This is a genomic window from Clostridium sp. AM27-28, assembly GCF_003480955.1.
In the GTDB taxonomy this organism is placed as follows: Bacteria; Bacillota; Clostridia; order Lachnospirales; family Lachnospiraceae; genus Otoolea; species Otoolea fessa.
The window spans coordinates 46,197-67,702 of sequence record NZ_QUJT01000003.1 but is presented as its reverse complement, the minus strand read 5'-3'; the positions used below and the strand labels follow the sequence as shown (position 1 = coordinate 67,702).

The 21,506-nt window shown below is 48.5% G+C and carries 21 protein-coding genes; 18 read left to right on the top strand and 3 right to left on the bottom strand.

Annotated features, from left to right (window positions below; genetic code table 11):
• The first annotated feature begins 143 nt into the window (after positions 1–143).
• Entirely contained in the window at positions 144–941 is a 798-nt protein-coding gene (gene codY / locus DW720_RS04860; RefSeq protein WP_022360247.1) for a GTP-sensing pleiotropic transcriptional regulator CodY, read from the top strand.
• A gap of 244 nt (positions 942–1,185) precedes the next feature.
• On the opposite strand, the gene purF is transcribed toward codY, so the two are convergent.
• Together purF and DW720_RS04850 are read right to left on the bottom strand one after the other, a co-directional pair.
• On the bottom strand, positions 1,186–2,610 hold the full coding sequence (gene purF / locus DW720_RS04855) for an amidophosphoribosyltransferase (RefSeq protein ID WP_118293519.1): 1,425 nt from the start codon (positions 2,608–2,610) through the stop codon (positions 1,186–1,188).
• A 174-nt stretch (positions 2,611–2,784) separates the two neighbouring features.
• Positions 2,785–4,884 carry a glutamine synthetase III gene (locus DW720_RS04850; protein WP_118742559.1) on the bottom strand — a complete coding sequence of 700 codons (2,100 nt, stop codon included), beginning with the start codon at positions 4,882–4,884 and terminating at the stop codon, positions 2,785–2,787.
• A 910-nt stretch (positions 4,885–5,794) separates the two neighbouring features.
• Here DW720_RS04850 and aspS point away from each other — a divergent pair.
• The 4 genes from aspS to gatB all read left to right on the top strand — a co-directional run bounded on the left by aspS (position 5,795) and on the right by gatB (position 10,450).
• Positions 5,795–7,126: an aspartate--tRNA(Asn) ligase gene (gene aspS / locus DW720_RS04845; protein ID WP_118742558.1), complete on the top strand. Its 1,332-nt coding sequence runs from the start codon at positions 5,795–5,797 to the stop codon at positions 7,124–7,126.
• Between the two features lie 75 nt (positions 7,127–7,201).
• Positions 7,202–7,495: an Asp-tRNA(Asn)/Glu-tRNA(Gln) amidotransferase subunit GatC gene (gene gatC / locus DW720_RS04840; protein WP_106999925.1), complete on the top strand. Its 294-nt coding sequence runs from the start codon at positions 7,202–7,204 to the stop codon at positions 7,493–7,495.
• 41 nt (positions 7,496–7,536) lie between these two features.
• Positions 7,537–9,012, top strand: a complete 1,476-nt coding sequence (gene gatA, locus DW720_RS04835) for an Asp-tRNA(Asn)/Glu-tRNA(Gln) amidotransferase subunit GatA (protein ID WP_118650835.1) — start codon at positions 7,537–7,539, stop codon at positions 9,010–9,012.
• A gap of 1 nt (position 9,013) precedes the next feature.
• Positions 9,014–10,450 (top strand): Asp-tRNA(Asn)/Glu-tRNA(Gln) amidotransferase subunit GatB, encoded by a 1,437-nt coding sequence (gene gatB / locus DW720_RS04830; protein WP_118742557.1) that lies wholly within the window; start codon positions 9,014–9,016, stop codon positions 10,448–10,450.
• Between the two features lie 170 nt (positions 10,451–10,620).
• Here gatB and DW720_RS04825 read toward each other — a convergent pair whose 3' ends face one another.
• Positions 10,621–11,700 carry a Xaa-Pro peptidase family protein gene (locus DW720_RS04825; RefSeq protein WP_106999922.1) on the bottom strand — a complete coding sequence of 360 codons (1,080 nt, stop codon included), beginning with the start codon at positions 11,698–11,700 and terminating at the stop codon, positions 10,621–10,623.
• 217 nt (positions 11,701–11,917) lie between these two features.
• Here DW720_RS04825 and DW720_RS04820 point away from each other — a divergent pair, with 217 nt between their 5' ends.
• The 13 genes from DW720_RS04820 to pgeF all read left to right on the top strand — a co-directional run bounded on the left by DW720_RS04820 (position 11,918) and on the right by pgeF (position 21,447).
• Entirely contained in the window at positions 11,918–13,282 is a 1,365-nt protein-coding gene (locus DW720_RS04820) for an MATE family efflux transporter (protein WP_118742703.1), read from the top strand.
• Between the two features lie 160 nt (positions 13,283–13,442).
• On the top strand, positions 13,443–13,784 hold the full coding sequence (gene ylxM / locus DW720_RS04815) for a YlxM family DNA-binding protein (protein ID WP_106999921.1): 342 nt from the start codon (positions 13,443–13,445) through the stop codon (positions 13,782–13,784).
• Positions 13,785–13,799: 15 nt separating this feature from the next.
• Complete coding sequence (gene ffh / locus DW720_RS04810; RefSeq protein WP_106999920.1) at positions 13,800–15,167, top strand: signal recognition particle protein; 1,368 nt, start codon at positions 13,800–13,802, stop codon at positions 15,165–15,167.
• A gap of 81 nt (positions 15,168–15,248) precedes the next feature.
• Positions 15,249–15,488 (top strand): 30S ribosomal protein S16, encoded by a 240-nt coding sequence (rpsP, locus tag DW720_RS04805; protein ID WP_106999919.1) that lies wholly within the window; start codon positions 15,249–15,251, stop codon positions 15,486–15,488.
• A 32-nt stretch (positions 15,489–15,520) separates the two neighbouring features.
• The gene (locus DW720_RS04800) at positions 15,521–15,748 is read left to right on the top strand and encodes a KH domain-containing protein (RefSeq protein ID WP_022360235.1); all 228 of its coding nucleotides are present in this window, start codon (positions 15,521–15,523) and stop codon (positions 15,746–15,748) included.
• 141 nt (positions 15,749–15,889) lie between these two features.
• Positions 15,890–16,402 (top strand): ribosome maturation factor RimM, encoded by a 513-nt coding sequence (gene rimM / locus DW720_RS04795; RefSeq protein ID WP_106999918.1) that lies wholly within the window; start codon positions 15,890–15,892, stop codon positions 16,400–16,402.
• A 62-nt stretch (positions 16,403–16,464) separates the two neighbouring features.
• Entirely contained in the window at positions 16,465–17,223 is a 759-nt protein-coding gene (gene trmD, locus DW720_RS04790; RefSeq protein WP_118742556.1) for a tRNA (guanosine(37)-N1)-methyltransferase TrmD, read from the top strand.
• Between the two features lie 154 nt (positions 17,224–17,377).
• Entirely contained in the window at positions 17,378–17,725 is a 348-nt protein-coding gene (gene rplS / locus DW720_RS04785) for a 50S ribosomal protein L19 (RefSeq protein ID WP_022360232.1), read from the top strand.
• 235 nt (positions 17,726–17,960) lie between these two features.
• Positions 17,961–18,506, top strand: a complete 546-nt coding sequence (gene lepB / locus DW720_RS04780; protein WP_106999916.1) for a signal peptidase I — start codon at positions 17,961–17,963, stop codon at positions 18,504–18,506.
• A gap of 24 nt (positions 18,507–18,530) precedes the next feature.
• The gene (gene ylqF / locus DW720_RS04775; protein ID WP_022358769.1) at positions 18,531–19,406 is read left to right on the top strand and encodes a ribosome biogenesis GTPase YlqF; all 876 of its coding nucleotides are present in this window, start codon (positions 18,531–18,533) and stop codon (positions 19,404–19,406) included.
• 6 nt (positions 19,407–19,412) lie between these two features.
• Entirely contained in the window at positions 19,413–20,084 is a 672-nt protein-coding gene (locus tag DW720_RS04770; RefSeq protein WP_117795445.1) for a ribonuclease HII, read from the top strand.
• A gap of 15 nt (positions 20,085–20,099) precedes the next feature.
• Positions 20,100–20,486, top strand: coding sequence for a YraN family protein (locus tag DW720_RS04765; protein ID WP_118742555.1), 387 nt, complete (start codon positions 20,100–20,102; stop codon positions 20,484–20,486).
• A 70-nt stretch (positions 20,487–20,556) separates the two neighbouring features.
• Positions 20,557–21,447: a peptidoglycan editing factor PgeF gene (pgeF, locus tag DW720_RS04760; RefSeq protein WP_118742554.1), complete on the top strand. Its 891-nt coding sequence runs from the start codon at positions 20,557–20,559 to the stop codon at positions 21,445–21,447.
• Positions 21,448–21,506 lie beyond the last annotated feature (59 nt).

The window sequence follows — 21,506 nt, the reverse complement described above, 5'->3', positions numbered from 1 at the left end:
AAACTCTTGAAATAGATATTAATTATTAAAAAAAATGAAAAATACAGAAAAACTCTTGCTATTATACGAAAATCGTGTTACAATTCTTACAGGTTAGGATCGAATTCTAATTTACGATAAAGGCAAAGGAGGTAACTGGTAAAATGAGCGTTCAATTACTGGACAAAACTAGAAAAATTAATAAGTTATTGCACAACAACCATTCTCATAAGGTTGTGTTCAATGACATTTGTGAAGTCCTCAGTGACATACTGGAATCCAATATTCTCGTAATCAGCAAGAAAGGTAAAGTACTCGGAGTTGCGATTCATGAGGGTGTGGATGAGATCGAAGAGTTGATCAAGGATCAGGTCGGCGGTTTTGTTGACCGTATGTTGAATGAACGCCTTTTAAGCGTTTTGTCAACGAAGGAAAATGTCAACCTTGCCACATTGGGATTCGCCGAGGAGAACGTGAAGAAGTATCAGGCGATCATCACGCCTATTGATATATCCGGTGAGAGACTGGGTACTCTGTTCATCTACAAATCAGATGCACAGTACGACATCGACGATATCATCCTGAGTGAGTACGGAACCACTGTTGTCGGACTTGAGATGATGCGTTCTGTCAACGAGGAGAATGCAGAGGAGACAAGAAAGATCCAGATCGTTAAATCAGCGATCAGCACCCTGTCCTTCTCCGAACTGGAAGCAATTACTCACATCTTCGATGAGCTGGAAGGCAACGAGGGCATTCTGGTAGCCAGCAAGATTGCAGACAGAGTCGGCATTACCCGTTCCGTTATCGTCAATGCACTCCGCAAGTTTGAAAGTGCAGGCGTTATTGAGTCCCGTTCGTCCGGTATGAAGGGAACCTACATTAAGGTTCTGAACGATGTTGTATTTGACGAGTTGAAAGCGTTAAAAGCGCAGAACAACCGTCCGTCATCCAATGTATAAAAACATATAAGACATTTTAAACAAAAACAAAAGTTTTGACAAAACGTGAAAAAGTGTGAGGGATAAAAAAGGACTCGGTGAGAGCCCTTTTTTATGTAATAGGAAATTCCTTGGAATTCCCTATTACACAAAAAGGCACTAACGTGCCAATGATGCGCACTCGCGCGAAGCAGAAACATGTCGCAAGCGACCGCGCTCAGCGCGAGAATGTGCCAAGGCACATTCTTTTTCATTTGCGAAATATTTATTCTAATGCATCCTTAATCTCCCCATCCGGCACATCCATCGGATAGTTTCCGGTGAAGCATGCCGTACAGAGCGGCAGTCCGCCTGCCATCTCCTCGAGATCTTCAACCGGCATATATCCAAGCGAATCCGCACCGATCTCCCGGCAGATTTCTTCGACGGAATGACTGCTGGCGATGAGCTGTTTATTGGAGGGGACATCGGTGCCGAAATAGCAGGGGAAGAGGAATGGCGGGGAGCTGACGCGCACATGAACCTCCTTCGCCCCGGCTTTTTTGAGCATGCGGATCAGGTTTTTCATCGTCGTACCGCGCACGATGGAGTCATCGACGAGGACAATGCGTTTTCCCCTGACAGCCGGTTCCAGAATATTAAGCTTGATCCGGACGCTATTTTCGCGTTCTTCCTGGGTCGGTTTGATGAAAGTTCTGCCGACATAGCTGTTTTTATGGAAAATAATCTCATATGGAATGCCGGATGCCTTCGCATATCCCATCGCGGCGGTCAGACCGGAATCCGGTACACCGGCGACGAGGTCGGCATCGGCAGGGAAGGAACGTGCGAGAGCAGCGCCGCCGCGCAGCCTAGCCTCATAGACGCTCACATCATCGATGTGGCTGTCGAGGCGGGCAAAATAGATGTATTCGAAAACGCAGTGCGCCCGTTTTTCCTGCTGCAGGCTTTTATCAGAAAAAACGCCGTCGCGGGTGATGGTCACGATCTCACCCGGTTCGATATCACGGATAAATTCGCCGCCGACCGAGGTGATGGCACAGCTTTCCGATGCCATGATCCAGACATTTCCCTTTTTGCCGAGGCAGAGAGGACGCAGACCAAATGGATCACGAACGCCGATCAGCTTGCGCGGGCTGGAGATAATCAGGGCATAAGCGCCACGTGTTTTTGCCGCGGTCCGTTTGATTGCCTCTTCAGCGGTCGGGGCAGCCAGACGTTCTCTGGCGATGTGGAATGCGATTACCTCTGAATCCATCGTCGTCTGGAAGATTGCGCCGGTTTCTTCAAGCTGGCGGCGCATCTCAAACGCATTTACCAGGTTTCCGTTGTGCGCCAGACAGAGTGTTCCCTTAAAATACTTAAGTACCAGTGGCTGTGTGTTTTCGATGGTAGAAGAACCGGTTGTGGAGTAGCGAACATGACCAACTCCCAGATTGCCGCCGAGGCGTTTTAACGTCTCCTCATGAAATACCTCATTGACAAGTCCCAGCCCTTTGTAGCAGTTGACAACGCCCTTTGGGCCGTTCGTGTCACAGACTGCGATGCCGCATGACTCCTGACCGCGGTGCTGGAGTGCGCTGAGTCCGTAGTACATATCTCTGGCAACATCGCCGCCCTCCAGGTCAAACATTCCAAATACGCCGCATTCCTCACGAAGTCCGGTTTCGTATGTGAGTGACTCCCTCATGATATAAACCTCCTTTGTATTCAAGATACCTGAATGATAAGAAAATAACAGGGATAAGAACCCAAAATTGACTGCAAAATATCAGTATAAAAGACAATATACCAATATTTTGCAGCCAAATCATAACACATTTTTCTCGATTTTTCAATCAAGTCATAATATTGACATGTCAGATTATACGGAGAACAGAAGTTCATCGTAAGTCGGATACGGCAGGAAGGAATCCGGAATCAGGGCTTCTGCGGTATCAACGCTGCTTCTCAAGTCATCCATCTTGGCAAGAATCGTATAGTGGAAATATGTAACCTTCTCGATATTATCTTCCATGGATTCTGCCGCTTTTTCAGCCTCTGCCAGTGCTTCGGTTTTCTCGGAAATCTCGGTGTAGAGACCGGACAGCTTCTCAAGCAGTTTGCTCTCGGCGCTGATCGGTGCGTTCGGCAGGATTGCCTTTGTCTTTGCGGCGGTTTCAGCCAGCTCCTTGCAGTAGGAGAGGACGGACGGCAGGAAGGTCTTCTTCATCATCGAAAGCATCGTCTTTGCCTCGATGTTGATGGTCTTGATGTAGTTCTCTTCCTTGATTTCGTAGCGGGAGAAGAGTTCCTCCTTGGTGTAGATGCCGTGTTTCAGGAACAGTTCTACGTTTTTCTCAGCAATCAGGCGCGGAAATGCCTCTGCGCAGCTCGGCAGGTCGAAGAGTCCGCGTTTGTGAGCTTCCTCTACCCATTCGCTGGTGTAACCGTTGCCGTTGAATACGATGTGGCGGTGATCACGCAGCACTTCCTTTAAGAGCAGATGGATTTCTGCCTCCAGAGCCTTGCCTGAAAGACCTTCCAGACGGTCTGCAAATTCGCCTAAAACTTCAGCTACGGCTGTATTGATGACAATGTTCGGTTCCGATACAGAGAGAGCGGAACCTGGCATACGGAACTCGAATTTATTGCCGGTAAAGGCAAACGGAGAAGTACGGTTGCGATCGGTTGTATCTTTGATAAAGTGCGGCAGAACCTTTGCGCCCGGCTTCATGGTCTGGACTTCTTTTGCCTCAGACTCGAGATCTTTTTCCACAATATCGAGAACTGCTTCCAGATCATCTCCGATAAACATAGACACGATAGCTGGCGGTGCCTCGTTACCGCCCAGACGGTGGTCATTTCCAGCAGTTGCAACTGATACGCGGAGCAGATCGCCGTAGACATCGACTGCCTTGATCGTTGCGAACAGGAAGAGAAGGAACTGTAAGTTCTTTGCCGGATCGCGATCCGGATCAAGAAGGTTTTCGCCGGTGTTGGTCGATAAAGACCAGTTGTTGTGTTTACCGCTTCCGTTGATGCCCTCAAATGGTTTCTCATGGAGCAGGCACACAAGGCCATGTTTCTCTGCCACACGTTTCATGATTTCCATAGTGAGCTGGTTGTTGTCAACTGCCACATTGGTAGTCGTGTAGATGGTGGCAAGTTCATGCTGCGCCGGAGCTACCTCGTTGTGTTTGGTTTTTGCCGGAATACCGAGCTTCCAGAGCTCTTCATCCAGTTCTTTCATGAAAGCGGAAACTCTCGGACGGAGAGCGCCGAAATAGTGGTCATCCATTTCCTGACCTTTCGGAGCTGGTGCGCCAAACAGAGTTCTTCCGCAGAACTTCAAATCGCTTCTCTTATTAAACAGTTCTTTATCAACCAGGAAATACTCCTGTTCCGGACCAACGGTGGAGACAACGCGGGTCACATCTTCATTTCCGAAGAGTTTCAGGACACGCAGCGCCTCGCGGTTGATGGTTTCCATCGAACGCAGAAGAGGGGTTTTGGTATCAAGTGCCTCGCCGCTGTAGGAACAGAATGCGGTCGGGATGCAGAGTGTATCGTCTTTAATAAATGCTGGGGAGGTTGGATCCCAGGCTGTATAACCTCTTGCCTCAAAGGTGGCACGAAGTCCGCCGGATGGGAAACTGGATGCATCCGGTTCGCCCTTTACCAGCTCTTTGCCGGAGAAATCCATGATAACTTCGCCATTGCCAACCGGGTTGATGAAACTGTCGTGCTTCTCAGCAGTGATGCCGGTCATCGGCTGGAACCAGTGTGTGAAGTGAGTTGCACCATTTTCAACGGCCCATTCCTTCATTGCAACTGCGACTGCATTTGCAATGTCGAGATCCAGATGGCTGCCATTTTCAATCGTTTTGCGGAGTGCCTTATAAACATCGCGCGGCAATTTGCTTTTCATGACTTTGTCGTTGAATACAAGACTTCCATACAGTTCAGGGATGTTTTTTTTCATAACTCATGTCTCCTTTCAGGTTTTATGTCTGCGATTTTGTGATGATTAAATCTACGTAAGATGAATGTGCTCTGACACATTTTACATAAAGAAAAGGGCACCTCGATCATCTCGAAGCGCCCTTGCTTTTATGTGTAGTAGTATACACGAAAAATTCTGAATGTCAATACAATTTGCACACGAATTTTGAAAAAATGTTTCAAGGGAGGATATTGTACAAGATTTCTTCTATTTAAGTCGAACATCTGTGAGACTTGGCGCGTGATACTGGTCAGCGAAGCTGACATATTCCATACAGAATTACTGCGTGAAAAAAAATTAAAAAACCTCTTTACAAACTCAGAAAAATAGTTTATAGTTTGAACATAAAAAATTGAATCCAACGGGGTGGGCAAGGATGCCATGATAATCATGGTATTCGTGCCCACTTTTTTAAAAGGCAAAGATGGAGACTCTGTTTCGAAGAATCCGACAGAAAGACGCGGTCACCGGCTGAGAGCCGTGTCAGGAGGGAGCGGGACAATAGGGAACACTCCGGAGCCGGATGACTGAGAGCGACACTGGACACCCCGCCAGCCGCCGCAGGTAGGTCATCACGTGACTGCGCGTTAAGCAGCGAAAGAGTAAAAAGAAAAACAATCGTTTCTTTTTAAATGCGGGTGGTACCGCGGGAATATCCCGTCCCGGAATGATGTGAGTGAACGTCATTCCGGGACTTTTTGTGTAATAGGAAATTCCTTGGAATCCCCTATTACACAAAAAGGCACTAACGTGCCAATGATGCGCACTCGCGCGAAGATGTAGTTTGTCGCAAGCGACCGCGCTCGGCGCGAGAATGTGCCAAGGCACATTCTTTTTCATTATTCCCGTCCCGGACATATCAAAAAGCAGAGAAAGAGAGGAAACAGCGATGGAATTTATGACAGGTAAAAAGGAAAAAGAAGTGCTGGATCTGGCAGCCGTGTTTGCAGACGGTATGGAAGGACGGGAAGTAAAGGTAAACGGCGCGATCATGAGTGTCCGCAACATGGGCGATATCGCATTTGTGATTCTCCGGAAACGTGACGGCGTGCTGCAGACTGTCTATGAAAAAGGTGTGACCGACGCAGATTTTACTGAATTAAGAGAAGAAACATTCGTAGAAGTTTCCGGTGTCCTCCGAAAAGAAGAGCGGGCGCCGAGAGGCATGGAACTTCGTTTAAAGAGTGTTCGGATCCTCTCGAAACCGGAAGAACCGATGCCGATTGCCGTATCAAAATGGAAAATGAGCGCATCCCTGGAAGCCAAACTGGATATGCGTTCTCTGACACTCCGCAACCTGCGGGAGCGCGCACGTTTCAGAATCCAGGAAGGAATCGCACGGGCATTCCGGGAGTACCTGTATGGAGAAGGATTTACGGAAATTCATTCCCCGAAGATCGGAGCAAAAGGAGCCGAGGGCGGAGCAAACGTCTTTAAACTCGATTATTTTCACCGCCCGGCGGTGTTAGCGCAGAGTCCGCAGTTTTACAAACAGATGATGGTCGGCGTGTTTGACCGTGTGATGGAGGTTGGTCCGGTGTTCCGTGCGGAGAAGCATAACACGAAACGCCATTTAAACGAATATACCGGACTGGATTTTGAGATGGGATATATCGATGATTTTACCGATATCATGGCGATGGAAACCGGATTTCTTCAGCATATGGTGGAAATTTTAAAGAAGGAATATTCCACGGAGCTGGAAATTCTTAAAGTCAAACTTCCGGAAGTAGAGAAGATTCCGGCAGTGACCTTTACCGAGGCGAAACGCCTTGCCTCCGAAAAATATGGAACCCAGATCAAAAACCCATACGATCTGGAGCCGGAGGAAGAACACCTGATTGGACGCTATTTTAAAGAAGAGTACGGCGCCGATTTTGTGTTTGTCACCCATTATCCATCCAAGAAGCGTCCATTCTATGCGATGGATGACCCGACAGACCCGAAAGTAACACTCAGCTTTGACCTTTTATTCCGTGGACTGGAAGTCACAACCGGCGGACAGCGTATCCACAGCTACACCGAGTTGATGGAGAAGATTGAAAAACGCGGTATGGATACCGAGGGAATGGAACAGTATTTAAGCACCTTCAAACACGGTATGCCGCCTCACGGCGGACTCGGTATCGGTCTGGAACGTATGACGATGCAGCTGCTTGAAGAGGAGAATGTCCGTGAGGTTTCGCTCTTCCCGAGAGATATGAGCCGTCTGGTACCGTAACGTGACAGGACGCAATTTCCTATGAAACAAAGAGTTTGTCCATAACACATATTATAATAGGAAGGAACAGAACTTATGGCAGTGAAAATAGACGATGAAATGATTGATTATGTTGGTATTTTAGCAAAGCTTTCCCTTTCTCCGGAGGAAAAGGAGGCAGCGAAAAGCGACATGAGCCGGATGCTTGAGTATATCGATATGCTGAATCAGCTTGATACTTCGGAGGTAGAACCGATGTCGCATGTCTTTGACATTCACAATGTGTTCCGCGAAGATGTCGTGGAAAATGGAGATGAATCAGATGCGATGCTTTCGAATGCACCGGAGCAGAAAGAAAAACAGTACAAGGTGCCGAGGACAGTGGAGTAAAAAGAAGTAGAGATACAGGCAGCAATATGGAGGAAATCAGGATGGGAATTTCAGAATTAACAGCGCTGGAGCTGGGAAAAGAAATTAAAGAAAAACAAATCTCCGTCCGGGAGGCGGTACAGGCATCTCTGGAACGGATTCATAAATATGAAGATACAGTTCATGCTTATGTAACGCTGACCGAGGAGGCAGCACTGGCACAGGCGGATGAGATCCAGAAACAGATTGACGATGGCACCCTGACCGGACCGCTGGCGGGCGTTCCGATGGCGATCAAGGATAATATTTGTACAGAGGGAATTGAGACAACGTGCAGTTCCAAAATTTTAAGGGGATTTGTACCTCCGTACTCAGCGGAGGCAGCGCTGAACCTCAAAAAAGCCGGTGCGATCCTGCTTGGAAAGACAAATATGGATGAATTTGCGATGGGAAGTACGACCGAGACATCCTGGTTTGGACCGACGAAAAACCCGTGGAATACAGAGCATGTACCTGGCGGATCTTCCGGTGGCTCGTGTGCGGCTGTCGCAGCGGGAGAGACCTTTTTTGCTCTTGGTTCAGATACGGGCGGTTCCATCCGCCAGCCAAGTTCCTTCTGCGGCGTGACCGGCATCAAACCGACCTATGGAACGGTTTCCCGGTATGGTCTGATCGCCTACGGTTCCTCGCTGGATCAGATTGGACCGATTGCGAAAGATACCGCAGACTGCGCGGCAATTCTGGAAACGATCGCTTCCTATGATAAAAAGGACAGCACCTCTGTCAAGCGGGAGGCGTACAATTTTACCGCTGCCCTGACCGGAGAGGTAAAAGGGATGAAGATTGGAATCCCGTCCGATTATCTGGGCGAAGGACTCGATGAAGATGTAAAAAAAGCTGTTCTGGCGGCAGCTGATGCGTTAAAAGAACGCGGGGCAGAAGTAGAATTTTTTGATTTAGGCATGGTTGAGTATGCGATTCCAGCATATTACGTCATTGCATCGGCGGAGGCAAGCTCCAACCTGTCCCGGTTTGACGGTGTGAAGTACGGTTACCGCACACCGGAATATGAAGATTTACATGAAATGTATAAAAAGAGCCGTTCCGAGGGCTTTGGACCAGAGGTAAAACGCCGTATCATGCTCGGTTCGTTCGTTTTGAGTTCCGGCTACTACGATGCATATTATCTGAAAGCACTCCGCACAAAAGCATTGATTAAACAGGCATTTGACAAGGCGTTTGAGAAATACGATGTCATTCTGGGACCGGCAGCGCCGTCCACGGCACCGCTGCTGGGCGACAGCCTTTCCGATCCGATGAAGATGTATCTGGGCGATATTTATACTGTTTCGGTCAACCTGGCAGGTCTTCCGGGCATTTCAGTTCCGTGCGGGCTGGATTCAAAGGGACTTCCGATCGGGCTTCAGATGATCGCAGACTGCTTCCAGGAAAAAAAGCTGTTTGGCGCGGCATCTGCATACGAAAAGGCGAGAGGTGCATGGAAGCTTCCGGTTATGACAGACAAGGAGGGCAGATAAGATGAAGAAAGAATATGAGACAGTCATCGGCTTGGAGGTACACGTAGAGCTGGCGACGAAAACCAAGATTTTCTGCGGCTGCTCCACCGAATTTGGAGCAAAACCAAATACTCATACCTGCCCGGTTTGTACCGGTATGCCGGGTTCCCTGCCGGTTTTAAATAAGAAAGTTGTTGAATACGCGATGTCTGTCGGTCTGGCGGCAAACTGCGGTATCAACCAGTTCTGTAAATTTGACCGGAAAAACTATTTTTACCCGGACAACCCGCAGAACTACCAGATTTCCCAACTGTATCTCCCGATCTGCCACGACGGCTATATCCCGATCGACACGCATGCCGGTGAAAAGAAAATTCGTATTCATGAAATTCATATGGAGGAAGATGCCGGAAAGCTGATCCACGACGAGTGGGAAGACTGCTCGCTGGTTGATTACAACCGAAGCGGCGTGCCGTTGATCGAGATCGTTTCTGAGCCGGATATGCGGAGTGCTGATGAGGTTATTGCCTACCTTGAACGCCTGCGCCTGCTGGTACAGTATCTGGGCGCATCCGATTGTAAGTTACAGGAAGGTTCGATGCGTGCCGATGTCAACTTATCGGTCCGTGAGGTGGGAAGTGAGACATTTGGTACGAGAACCGAGATGAAGAACCTGAACTCTTTCAAGGCGATTGCCCGTGCGATCGACGGCGAGCGCGCCCGCCAGATTGAGCTGCTGGAAGAGGGCAGGAAGGTCATCCAGGAGACGAGACGCTGGGATGACAATAAGGAATACTCCTATGCGATGCGTTCTAAAGAGGATGCGAAAGATTACCGTTATTTCCCGGATCCGGATCTTCCGCCGGTCTGCATCAGCGATGAATGGCTGGAATCCGTCTGCGCCGCCTTGCCGGAATTGCAGCCGGAAAAAATGGCACGTTACCAGAGTGAATATGGTCTGTCTGAATATGACAGCCGCATCCTGACTGAGTCTAAGAAGATGGCGGATATGTTTGAAAAGACCACTACCATCTGCCAGAAACCGAAGAAAGCGGCAAACTGGCTGATCGGCGAGGCAAGCCGCCTGCTCAAGGAAAAAGGACAGGACGCTGAAAGCCTGTGGTTCTCCCCGATGCATCTGGCACAGCTCATCGATCTGGTCGATGCTGGAACGATCAATAACAACACGGCAAAAGAAGTATTTACAGCTATTTTCGAGCAAGATGTCGATCCGTCCGCCTATGTCGAAGCACACGGACTTGGCATGGTCAATGACGACAGTGCTCTGGAACAGGCAGTTTCCGATGTGCTCGCCGCAAACCCGAAGACGGTGGAAGAGTACAAGAGTGGAAAGACAAAGGTACTTGGATTTCTGGTTGGTCAGGTGATGAAATTGATGAAGGGCAAGGCAAATCCGGGTAAAGTGAATGAAATGATGACGGAGAAGCTGAACGCGTAAAAACGCCTTTGTATAAATGAAAATTATAATTAGCTTTTAAAGAAAACTAAAAAGAAACTGTCTACAGATGCTGGCTTTCTGGATGATTCGTGATTTGTAATCGGAATTACCAGAAATACCATCTGTAACAGTTTCTTTTTTATAATCGTGTTATAAATGATGCGATGTGATTACTCTACAATATCCAGCTCCTTGCTGAAGGAGTTCAGAATCTCGCATCCATCCTCAGTAATCAGCACCAGATCCTCGATTCTCACGCCAACTTCGCCTTCTACATAAATACCTGGTTCGATGGAGAAGATATTGCCAACCTCAGCGACCTTGGTGTTCGCAGAAGAAACATCGCCGTACTCATGTACTTCCAGACCGATGAAATGTCCCAGCCGATGGGTAAAGTTCGGACCATATCCGGCATCCTCGATGATCTGGCGGGCAGCTTTATCGACTTCGCAGAGCGGAACGCCCGGTTTCAGAATTGCTTCTGCGGCAGCATTTGCGCGGCGGACGGTCTCATAAATAGCGCGGTGCTTCTCAGACGGTACTTTTTTATAGAAGAAAGTACGTGTCATATCGGCACAATAGCCATCCTTCCTGCATCCAACATCAAACAGGACGGTGTCGCCCTCTTTCAGAACCGTGTTGTCCGGACCGTGGTGTCCAAGCGCGCAGTTTGCACCGAAGCCAACCAGTGGTTCAAAGGAATATCCGTCTGCACCGAGACTCTTATAAATATCTAACATCTTGGAAGCGATCTCTTCCTCAGTCACGCCCTCATGGATCAGACCTCGGAACTGTGCCATCGCCTTATCATTGATTGCGGAAACCGCACGCATTTTTTCACGTTCTTCGTCATCCTTGCACGCACGGACCTCATCGATGCAGATGGAGCTGACCTTGTAGGAGGAAGCGCCCGAATGATCGATGACCGGAATCAGGAAACGGGCAGCAAATGTTTTATCAATACCGAGCGGTTTGCCTGCCTCAACACAGTCGCACAGAGGAGTCAGGTAATCGTCTGTATCCGAGAAGCGGAATTTCTCTACGCCCAGATCTTCCGGAACGGTAAAGAGGTTATTGATAAAGATCTTATTCTTGCCGGACTGGTTAATGTAAAGTGCCAGCAGACGTTCACCCGGATCAATAAAACGACCCGTCAGATAATAGATCGCATATGGATCGGAAATAATCATCTGCTCGAGACCCTCTGTTTCCATTTTCTTCAAAACTTTCTCAAGTCGCTGTGTGTTCATCATGATGTCCTCCTTATAAGTAAAGTGGCTGTAACTGGAAGATGCCAGACAGTTTACGCCGTAAATTATCTACCCTTATTATAAAACGCGCCGGGAAAAAGTCAACGATTAAAAGAACGCTTGAAAAGCGCATGGAAAGGGGGTAGAATAGTATCAACTGACCAGCCTTCGAAAAATGAAAGGACTTTTATTTTTAAGATACGAAAGGATGAAAAACATGGCGAAATCCTATGAAATGGATATGTGCAATGGTCCGATTCTCGGAAAGGTACTTACATACTCCATTCCGCTGATGCTTTCCGGTGTGCTTCAGCTTCTTTTCAATGCGGCAGATGTGATCGTGGTGGGGCGTTTTGCAGGCAGCCAGTCTCTGGCTGCAGTCGGCTCGACCAGTTCCCTTATTAATCTTCTCATTAACGTCTTTATCGGTCTGTCGATTGGTGCGAACGTTCTGGTGGCACGCTATTATGGCGCGAAGAATGACCGCGACATGAGCGAGACAATCCATACGGCGATCACGGTCAGCCTGATGAGCGGGCTGTTTCTAGTCTTTTTGGGTTTGTTTACCTCACGTTTCTGGCTGGAACTGATGGGGACGCCGGACGATGTCATCGATAAATCGACGATCTACATGCGGATTTATTTTGCCGGTATGCCGGCAACGATGGTGTATAACTTCGGAAGTGCGATCCTGCGCGCGATCGGCGATACGAAACGCCCGCTGTATTTCCTGACCGTGGCAGGTGTTATCAATGCAGCACTGAACATATTCTTTGTTACCAAGCTCCAGATGGACGTAGCGGGTGTCGCGCTGGCAACCGTGATTTCCCAGTGTATTTCCGCATTTCTGGTTATCCGCTGCCTGATGCGTTCAGATGGCGCGATGAAGCTGTCGCTTTCCAAGCTGGGAGTCAACCGGAGAAAACTTCTTCTTATTATAAAGGTAGGTCTTCCGGCTGGTATTCAGGGGGCGATTTTTGCGATCTCCAACGTACTGATTCAGTCGTCTGTCAATTCCTTCGGTTCGATCGCGATGGCAGGCAACACGGCATCGCAGAATATCGAGGGATTTGTGTATACCTCGATGAATGCGCTGTACCAGACCAATTTAAGCTTTACGAGCCAGAATATCGGAGCGGAGAAATATACGCGGATCAAAAAGATCCTTGCCACCTGCCAGGGCGTCGTTGTGACAGTAGGACTGGTGCTGGGATTTGCAGCATACCTCGGCGGTCCGTGGCTGTTGCAGATATATTCAGAAGACGCCGACGTTATTTCCTATGGACTGCTCCGGATGTCGATCATCTGTACGACGTATTTCCTGTGCGGCGTGATGGATACGATGGTCGGAAGCATCCGCGGACTTGGGTATTCGATCCTGCCGACGCTTGTCTCTCTGACCGGCGCCTGCGGACTGCGAGTGATTTGGATCTTTACCATATTTGCAGCGCAGCGGTCGCTGGCGATCCTGTATCTGTCGTACCCAATCTCCTGGGCGGTCACAGCGACGGCACATATGATCTGTTTCTGGCGGGCGGCGAAGAAGATGCCGAAGGAAGATGGCCATCCGGTGCGGGGATAGAATTTGAAACGATGTAATGCGATCATTAAGCTGCTTGTTTTTGAAAGAAAACACAGACAGAGCAGCAAAAAAAATAATTCGTTTGATAATCTGATTGGTGTAAAGAAAAAATACTTGACACCAATTAGATTATCGTGTATGATAACACAGGTGATGAGGAATGGAAAAAATTGTTGAACAGGGTCTTTTGTATGATTTTTACGGAGAACTCCTGACAAAGCATCAGCAAAGTGTATATAAGGATGTGGTATTTAACGATCTGTCCCTCAGCGAGATTGCAGACGAACAGGGCATTACCCGTCAGGGTGTGCATGATCTGATCCGGCGCTGTGACCGTACACTTCTTGGTTATGAGGAAAAGCTTGGACTGATTGCCAAATTCCAGAAAACCAAGGAAAAAGTAACTGAGATTCATCGGTTGACGGAAGAATTCAGCCAGACACAGAATCAGGCGCTGATTGAGGCAATCGGGCGAATCTCAAACGAGATATTGGATTTATAATGCAGGAGGTTTTTGATGGCATTTGAAAGCTTGGCAGACAAACTGCAGAATGTGTTTAAAAACCTGACAGGCAAGGGACGACTCAGCGAGAGCGACGTAAAAGCCGGACTCAAAGAAGTCAAGATGGCCCTTCTGGAAGCGGATGTAAGCTTCAAGGTAGTAAAACAGTTTATCAATTCTGTACAGGAGCGGGCGATTGGAACCGATGTTTTAAATGGTCTGAATCCAGGACAGATGGTAATAAAGATTGTCAACGACGAGCTGGTCAAGCTGATGGGCTCCGAGATGACAGAGATTGCGTTAAAACCGGGCAATGAGATTACCGTCATCATGATGGCAGGTCTCCAGGGTGCTGGTAAGACGACCACGACGGCAAAGATTGCCGGAAAGCTCAAGGCAAAGGGAAAAAATCCATTGCTGGTAGCATGTGATGTCTACCGACCGGCGGCAATCGAACAGCTGCAGAAAAATGGTGAAAAACAGGGTGTTCCCGTATTTGCGATGGGAACGAACCACAAACCGGTCAATATCGCAAAGGCAGCGCTTGAGCACGCGGCGAAAAATGGCAACAATGTGGTTATCATCGATACAGCCGGTCGTCTCCACATCGATGAAGCGATGATGGATGAGCTGGTTGAGATCAAAGAGAATGTGGATGTTTATCAGACACTTCTCGTTGTAGATGCCATGACTGGTCAGGATGCAGTCAATGTAGCGAGCATGTTTAACGACAAAATCGGCATTGACGGTGTGGTTCTGACAAAGATGGATGGCGATACGCGAGGCGGTGCGGCCCTTTCTATCAAGGCGGTAACCGGAAAACCGATTCTCTATGTCGGTATGGGCGAGAAACTTTCCGATTTGGAACAGTTTTACCCGGACCGTATGGCTTCCCGGATCTTGGGCATGGGCGATGTTCTTTCCATTATCGACAAAGCATCTGCTGTGATCGACGAGGAGAAGGCAAAAGAACTCGGCCGCAAGATTAAGAAGGCAGAATTTGATTACAATGACTTCCTCGATCAGATGAACCAGATCAAGAAGATGGGCGGCATGGCGAGCATCATGAGTATGATGCCAGGCATGGGACAGCTTAAAGGTCTGGATTTAGATGAGAATGAGAAGACGATGGGACGCGTGGAGGCGATCATCCTCTCGATGACAGCCGAAGAGCGGCGCAACCCGGATCTGATGAATCCGTCCCGCAAGAAACGAATCGCACAGGGCGCAGGCGTGGATATCGCAGAAGTCAACCGCCTGGTAAAACAGTTCGGAGATATGAAAAAGCTGATGAAACAGCTTCCGGGCATGGCAGGCGGCGGAAAACGCAAGGGTCTTGGCGGACTCGGCGGTATGCTTGGCAAGATGAAGCTGCCGTTTTAAACAAGTGTTAGTAGATGCAGTGTGCATTAGCTATATTTTATAATTCAAGGAAATAAGGAAAATTTCAGGAGGTAATTTAAAATGGTAAAGATGAGATTAAGAAGAATGGGTCAGAAGAAAGCTCCTTTCTATAGAATCGTTGTTGCAGATTCCAGATCCCCGAGAGATGGCAGATTCATCGAGGAGATCGGTATCTACGATCCGAACACAGAGCCGAGCACTCTGAAATTCGATGAGGAAGCTGCTAAGAAATGGTTAGCAACAGGCGCTCAGCCGACAGAGACTGTTGGTAAACTCTTAAAGATCGCTGGTATCCAGTAAATCAAGCATACTGACCTGTGAGGTGCAAAGGTATGAAAGAATTAGTAGAAGTTATCGCGAAAGCACTGGTTGAGAACCCGGACGAGGTAGTGGTTACAGAATCGGTCAAAGACGACGAGACTGTAATCGAGCTTTCCGTTGCACCGGCCGATATGGGTAAGGTAATTGGAAAACAGGGTCGTATCGCGAAAGCGATTCGCTCGGTTGTCAAGGCGGCTTCATCCAAGGAAGACAAGAAAGTTATTGTAGAGATTCAGTAATACAGACGAAGCTGAAAAGCCGGCTGCCTGAAAGGGTGTCCGGCTTTTTTATATCACAGGAAATTCAAGAGGATGCCAACGCAACCGCACCCCGGCGCGGGAATGCAAGGCACGTTCTATTTCATACAGGAGGATTATAGAATGGTTGATTATCTGAGAGTTGGTGTAATTACATCCCCGCATGGTCTGCGCGGAGATGTGAAAGTATTTCCTACCACCGATGATGTGAATCGTTTTAAAAAATTAAAAAAAGCGTATATCGACACTGGAAAAGAAAAAATGCCGGTGACCGTGGAACAGGTGCGTTTTTTCAAAAATATGGTCATTCTTAAATTTAAAGAGATGAATCGGATTGAGGACTGCGAGCCGTTCCGTAATAAGGATATTCTGATCACCCGCGATCAGGCGGTGAAACTGAATCCAGATGAGAATTTCATTGCCGATCTGATTGGTCTGAAAGTGCTGACGGACGAGGGTGAGGAGTTCGGTACGGTGAAAGATATCCTTCAGACAGCGGCTAACGACGTGTATGTGATCGAAGGACCTGAGGGCAAAGAATACCTATTCCCGTCCATCAAGGAATGCATCCTGAATGTCGATCTGGAGGCTGGCACCGTAACGGTTCATATCATGGACGGTCTGCTGGATCTGTAAATGGAATGAAAATCCTAAAATGAAAGTACCGTTGTGAAAGTGTATATATATAGGAGAAACGGATGAATTTTCATATTCTGACCCTGTTTCCGGAGATGGTAATGGGGGGACTGAACACAAGTATTACGGGGCGTGCGATTGACAAAGGGCTGATCTCGGTTGAGGCGGTCAATATCCGCGATTACTCGAAGGACAAACACCATCATGTAGACGATGCGCCCTATGGCGGCGGCGCCGGTATGGTGATGCAGCCGGAACCAATTTACGATGCATATGAAGATCTGGCGGCGCGCACCGGAAAACGTCCGCGCGTGATCTATCTGACTCCGCAGGGGCAGGTTTTCAACCAGAAAATCGCGGAAGAACTGGCGAAAGAAGAGGATCTGGTGTTCCTCTGCGGGCATTATGAGGGGATCGATGAGCGCGCATTAGAGCTGGTTGTGACCGACTATCTCTCCATCGGCGATTATGTCCTGACGGGCGGTGAGCTTCCGGCGATGGTTATGATCGACTGCATTTCCCGTCTGGTGCCTGGTGTGTTAAATAATGACGTATCCGCGGAATTTGAGTCATTTCACGACAATCTGCTGGAATATCCACAGTACACCCGCCCGGTTGTATTCATGGATAAGGCGGTCCCGGACATACTTCTGACCGGGCATCACAAAAATATCGAGACCTGGCGCCGTCAGAAATCGATCGAACGGACGCTGGAACGCCGCCCGGATCTTTTAAAAGATGCGGTTCTGGATAAGAAAGAGAAGAAATATCTGGAAGAGCTAATTCGTCAGAAAGAGGAAAAAGAAACAAAAAAACTCTAAAAAAGAGAGCAGAAAGTCCTTGCAAATCAAGGATTTCTATGATAAAATCATATTCTGTGAAATAAAGAGATGTTCCGCTGTTACAGGAAGCACGTTTTTACGGGATAAAAGATCGTATTAAGAACATCAAAGATTTTAAAGGAGGTTCACAAAGATGAACGAGATTATTAAGAACATTGAAGCAGCTCAGTTAAAGGAAACCGTTCCGAGTTTCAACGTAGGCGATACAGTACGTGTATCTGCTAAGATCAAAGAGGGAAACCGCGAGAGAATTCAGGTTTTCGAGGGAACTGTTATTAAGAGACAGAACGGCGGCGTTCGCGAGACTTTCACTGTTAGAAAGAGCTCCAACGGTGTTGGTGTAGAGAAGACCTGGCCGTTACATTCTCCGTCTGTAGAGAACGTTGAAGTAGTAAGAAGAGGTAAAGTAAGAAGAGCAAAACTGAACTACCTGAGATCCAGAATCGGCAAGGCAGCGAAGGTAAAAGAGTTAGTAAAATAATTTCTGAAGCGGATGGGGCTGCTGTACAGGTCAGCCCGCTGTGCATCCGGATATGCGGTTATGTGTGTCCGGCGCGGCGGGAGGAACTGTGCAGCAGCTTTTTTTCGTGTAATAGGAAATTCCTTGTGATTCCCTATTATAAAAAAGAATGTGCCCTGGCACATTCTCGCGCCGAGCGCGGTCGCTTGCGACATGAGCGATGATTCATGGGGAATGGATAGAGAGGGAGTGACATATGGAGCTGAAAGAGGATAAAAACCGCATCCGTCTGGTGGTTGGATGGATCGTGGATATCGCGGTGGTAATTTCGATCGCGTGGTTCGCCGTGTTTGCGATGGGGACACAGATACGGGTGAGCGGTCAATCAATGGAACCGGTGTTGTCGCAGAACGAAAAGGTTCTGATGAACCGCCTGAGTTACCGCGTGATGCGCCCAAAGCGCTATGACATTATTGTATTTGAAAAAGAAACGGGAAATTACAATATAAAACGCGTCATTGGACTGCCAGGTGAGACGGTGCAGATCAAGGACGGTTATATTTACATTAATAATGAAAAATTAGACGCCCCGAACGACTTGGGTAAGGCGGCTCTGGCTGGACTGGCGGAATATCCGATTAGTCTGGATAAAAACGAATATTTTCTGCTGGGTGACAACCGCTCCGGCAGTGAGGACAGCCGCTTTTCCAATGTGGGAAATGTGAAGTTCCGGCAGATCAAAGGAAAGGTCTGGCTGCGGATCCAGCCGGTTAGCCGGTTTGGGTTGATTTCGTCGAGATAGGTTCTAAGAAAGGAAGAAAATTTCATGCAGATACAATGGTACCCTGGACATATGACAAAGGCAAAAAGAGCCATGAAGGAAGATATCAAGCTGATCGATCTGGTGATTGAGCTGGTGGATGCGCGCGTGCCGCTCGGCAGCCGCAACCCGGATATTGATGAGCTTGCGAAGGGAAAGGGACGGATTGTCCTTTTAAATAAGGCGGATCTGGCGGACGACGGCTGTACAGAGCGCTGGATCGCATGGTTTAAGGAGCAGGGCATCCATGCACTCCGCATCAACGCGCGCAGCGGCATGGGAATGAAGCAGATCCAGCCGCTGGTGCAGGAGGCATGCAAGGAGAAAATTGAGCGTGACCGCCGCCGCGGTATCAAAAACCGCCCGGTGCGGACGATGGTAGTCGGCATTCCGAATGTCGGAAAATCGACCTTTATCAATTCCTTTGCCGGAAAAGCCTGCGCCAAGACTGGAAATAAACCGGGTGTTACCAAGGGAAACCAGTGGATCCGCTTAAATAAGACACTGGAACTTCTCGATACGCCGGGAATCCTCTGGCCGAAATTTGAAGATCCGAATGTGGGACTGTGCCTTGCATTTATCGGCTCGATCAACGATGAGATTCTGGATAAGGAAGAGCTGGCAGCCGAGCTGATCAAAAATATGTCCGGACGTTACGGAAAGCGCCTGGAAGAGCGGTATGGTGTGACGCTGGTTGAGAATACGGCTGGGGACGGCGAAGATACAAAAAAAGCCTGGGAAATTCTGCGTGAAATCGCAAGGGCACGTTCCTGTCTTTTAAAGGGCAGCGAGCTGGATACGAAAAAAGCGGCTGGCTTCCTATTAGATGACTTCCGCAGCGGCAAACTGGGGCGCGTGACGCTGGAAGTGCCGGAGGTATAGGAAAACATGAGAAAACTAACAGGAGAAAAACTGGAAGCAGAACTGGCGCGTCTCGAAGGAATGCGCGCCTATGAACATCAGTACGAAAGTGCAGGGATCGTCTGCGGCATTGATGAGGCGGGCAGAGGTCCATTAGCCGGTCCGGTGGTGGCGGCGGTCGCGGTACTTCCGAAAGACTGTACGATTCTGCGGCTGAACGATTCCAAAAAATTGTCGGAAAAATGCCGGGAAGAATTATTTCTGGAAATCAAAGAAAAGGCAGCTGCCTACGGAATTGGAATTGTAAGCCCGGAGGTGATCGATTCCATCAATATTTTGCAGGCGACCTATGAAGCAATGCGTCAGGCAGTCGCACAGCTTCCGCAGGAGCCGGATATCTTTTTAAATGACGCGGTCATCATTCCGGGGATTTCGGAGGAAAAGCAGATTAAGATTATCAAGGGCGATGCAAAAAGTGTCTCGATCGCGGCAGCCAGTATCCTGGCAAAAGTGACGAGGGATCATATGATGATGGAGTACGATAAAATCTATCCGGAATACGGGTTTGCGAAGCATAAAGGATACGGAACTAAGATGCATAACGAGGCAATTTTAACCTATGGTCCATGCCCGATCCATCGGAGAACCTTTTTGAAGAAGCTGCTGGGCGAGGAAGCCGCGATGCAGGGAATGAAATAACAGAAAGGGAGCTGAATGGGAGAAAGAAACTTTCATCTTCATGGAAATTCATTCAACCGCCGTGCCATCGGAACTGAATATGAAACTCTGGCGTGTGAATATCTCATCCGGCACGGTTATCAGATTCTCTGCCGGAATTTCCGCTGTCGCCAGGGTGAAATTGATATTATCGCAAGAGATAGAGACTACCTGGTTTTTATCGAGGTCAAATACCGCCGCGATGAACACGAAGGCGATCCGGCGGAGGCAGTGGATGCCCGCAAGCAGGCGCGGATTCTTCGTACCGCCCGGTATTATATGACGCATTATCATATTTCCGAGGACACGCCATGCCGGTTTGATGTGGTGGCGGTGCTTGGCAGTAACGTGAGATTAATTCGGGACGCGTTCTGGTGCGGATAATTACAAATGAGAGAATTCAAAAACTGCACAATCAGATTTGAGCAAGAGACAGAAAAAGGATGTGACAATCATGGCGCTTACCTATATACAAAAAACAGTTCATCCGGCACCAATTACCCTTCGTGAGTCAAACGGAGTGGCTTATTTTACCTTTCCGCTCTTAGAGCAGACCAGGATGGTGCGCCACGCATTTTCTACCCGGCTTGGCGGAGCGAGCAAGGGATATTTCAGTACGATGAACTTTTCGCTGACGCGCGGCGACAACCGGGACGATGTGCTTGAAAATTACCGGAAAATGGCGCGGATTCTGGGAGCGGATGTGTCAAAGATGGTGCTCAGCCATCAGACGCACACGACGAATATCCGTCTTGTTACGGAAGCGGACGCTGGAAAAGGAATCTGGCGGGAGCGCGATTATGAAAACATCGACGGACTTATCACAAACGTGCCGGGGCTGACGCTGGTTACATTTTTTGCGGACTGTGTACCATTATATTTTGTAGATCCGGTGCATCGTGCCATCGGACTGTCGCATTCCGGCTGGAAGGGAACCGTTCACCGGATGGGACAGAAAACGATCGAGGCGATGGGAGAGGCGTTCGGCACGAAGCCGGAGGATCTGTGCGTCTGCATCGGACCGAGCATCTGCCGGGACTGTTATGAGGTCAGTGAGGATGTGGCAGACGCATTTAAAGAAGAATTTGGAGCAGAAATCAGTCAGGATGATTCAACATCCTGTTATTCCTGGAATGGGAAATCGATTCTCATGAATAAGGGGAATGGCAAGTACCAGCTTGACCTCTGGGGCGCGAACCGCCGGGTGCTCCTGGATGCCGGAATTTTGCCGGAGCATCTGGCTGTGACGAATGTATGTACGAAATGCAATCCGGATCTTTTATATTCACACCGCGTGATGGGAGATAAGAGGGGGAATCTGGCGGCATTTTTATCGCTAAAGTAAGTATACAATCTGTCTGTCAAACAAGTGAATGAATGTTTTGCAGAAAAGAACAGCAGCAT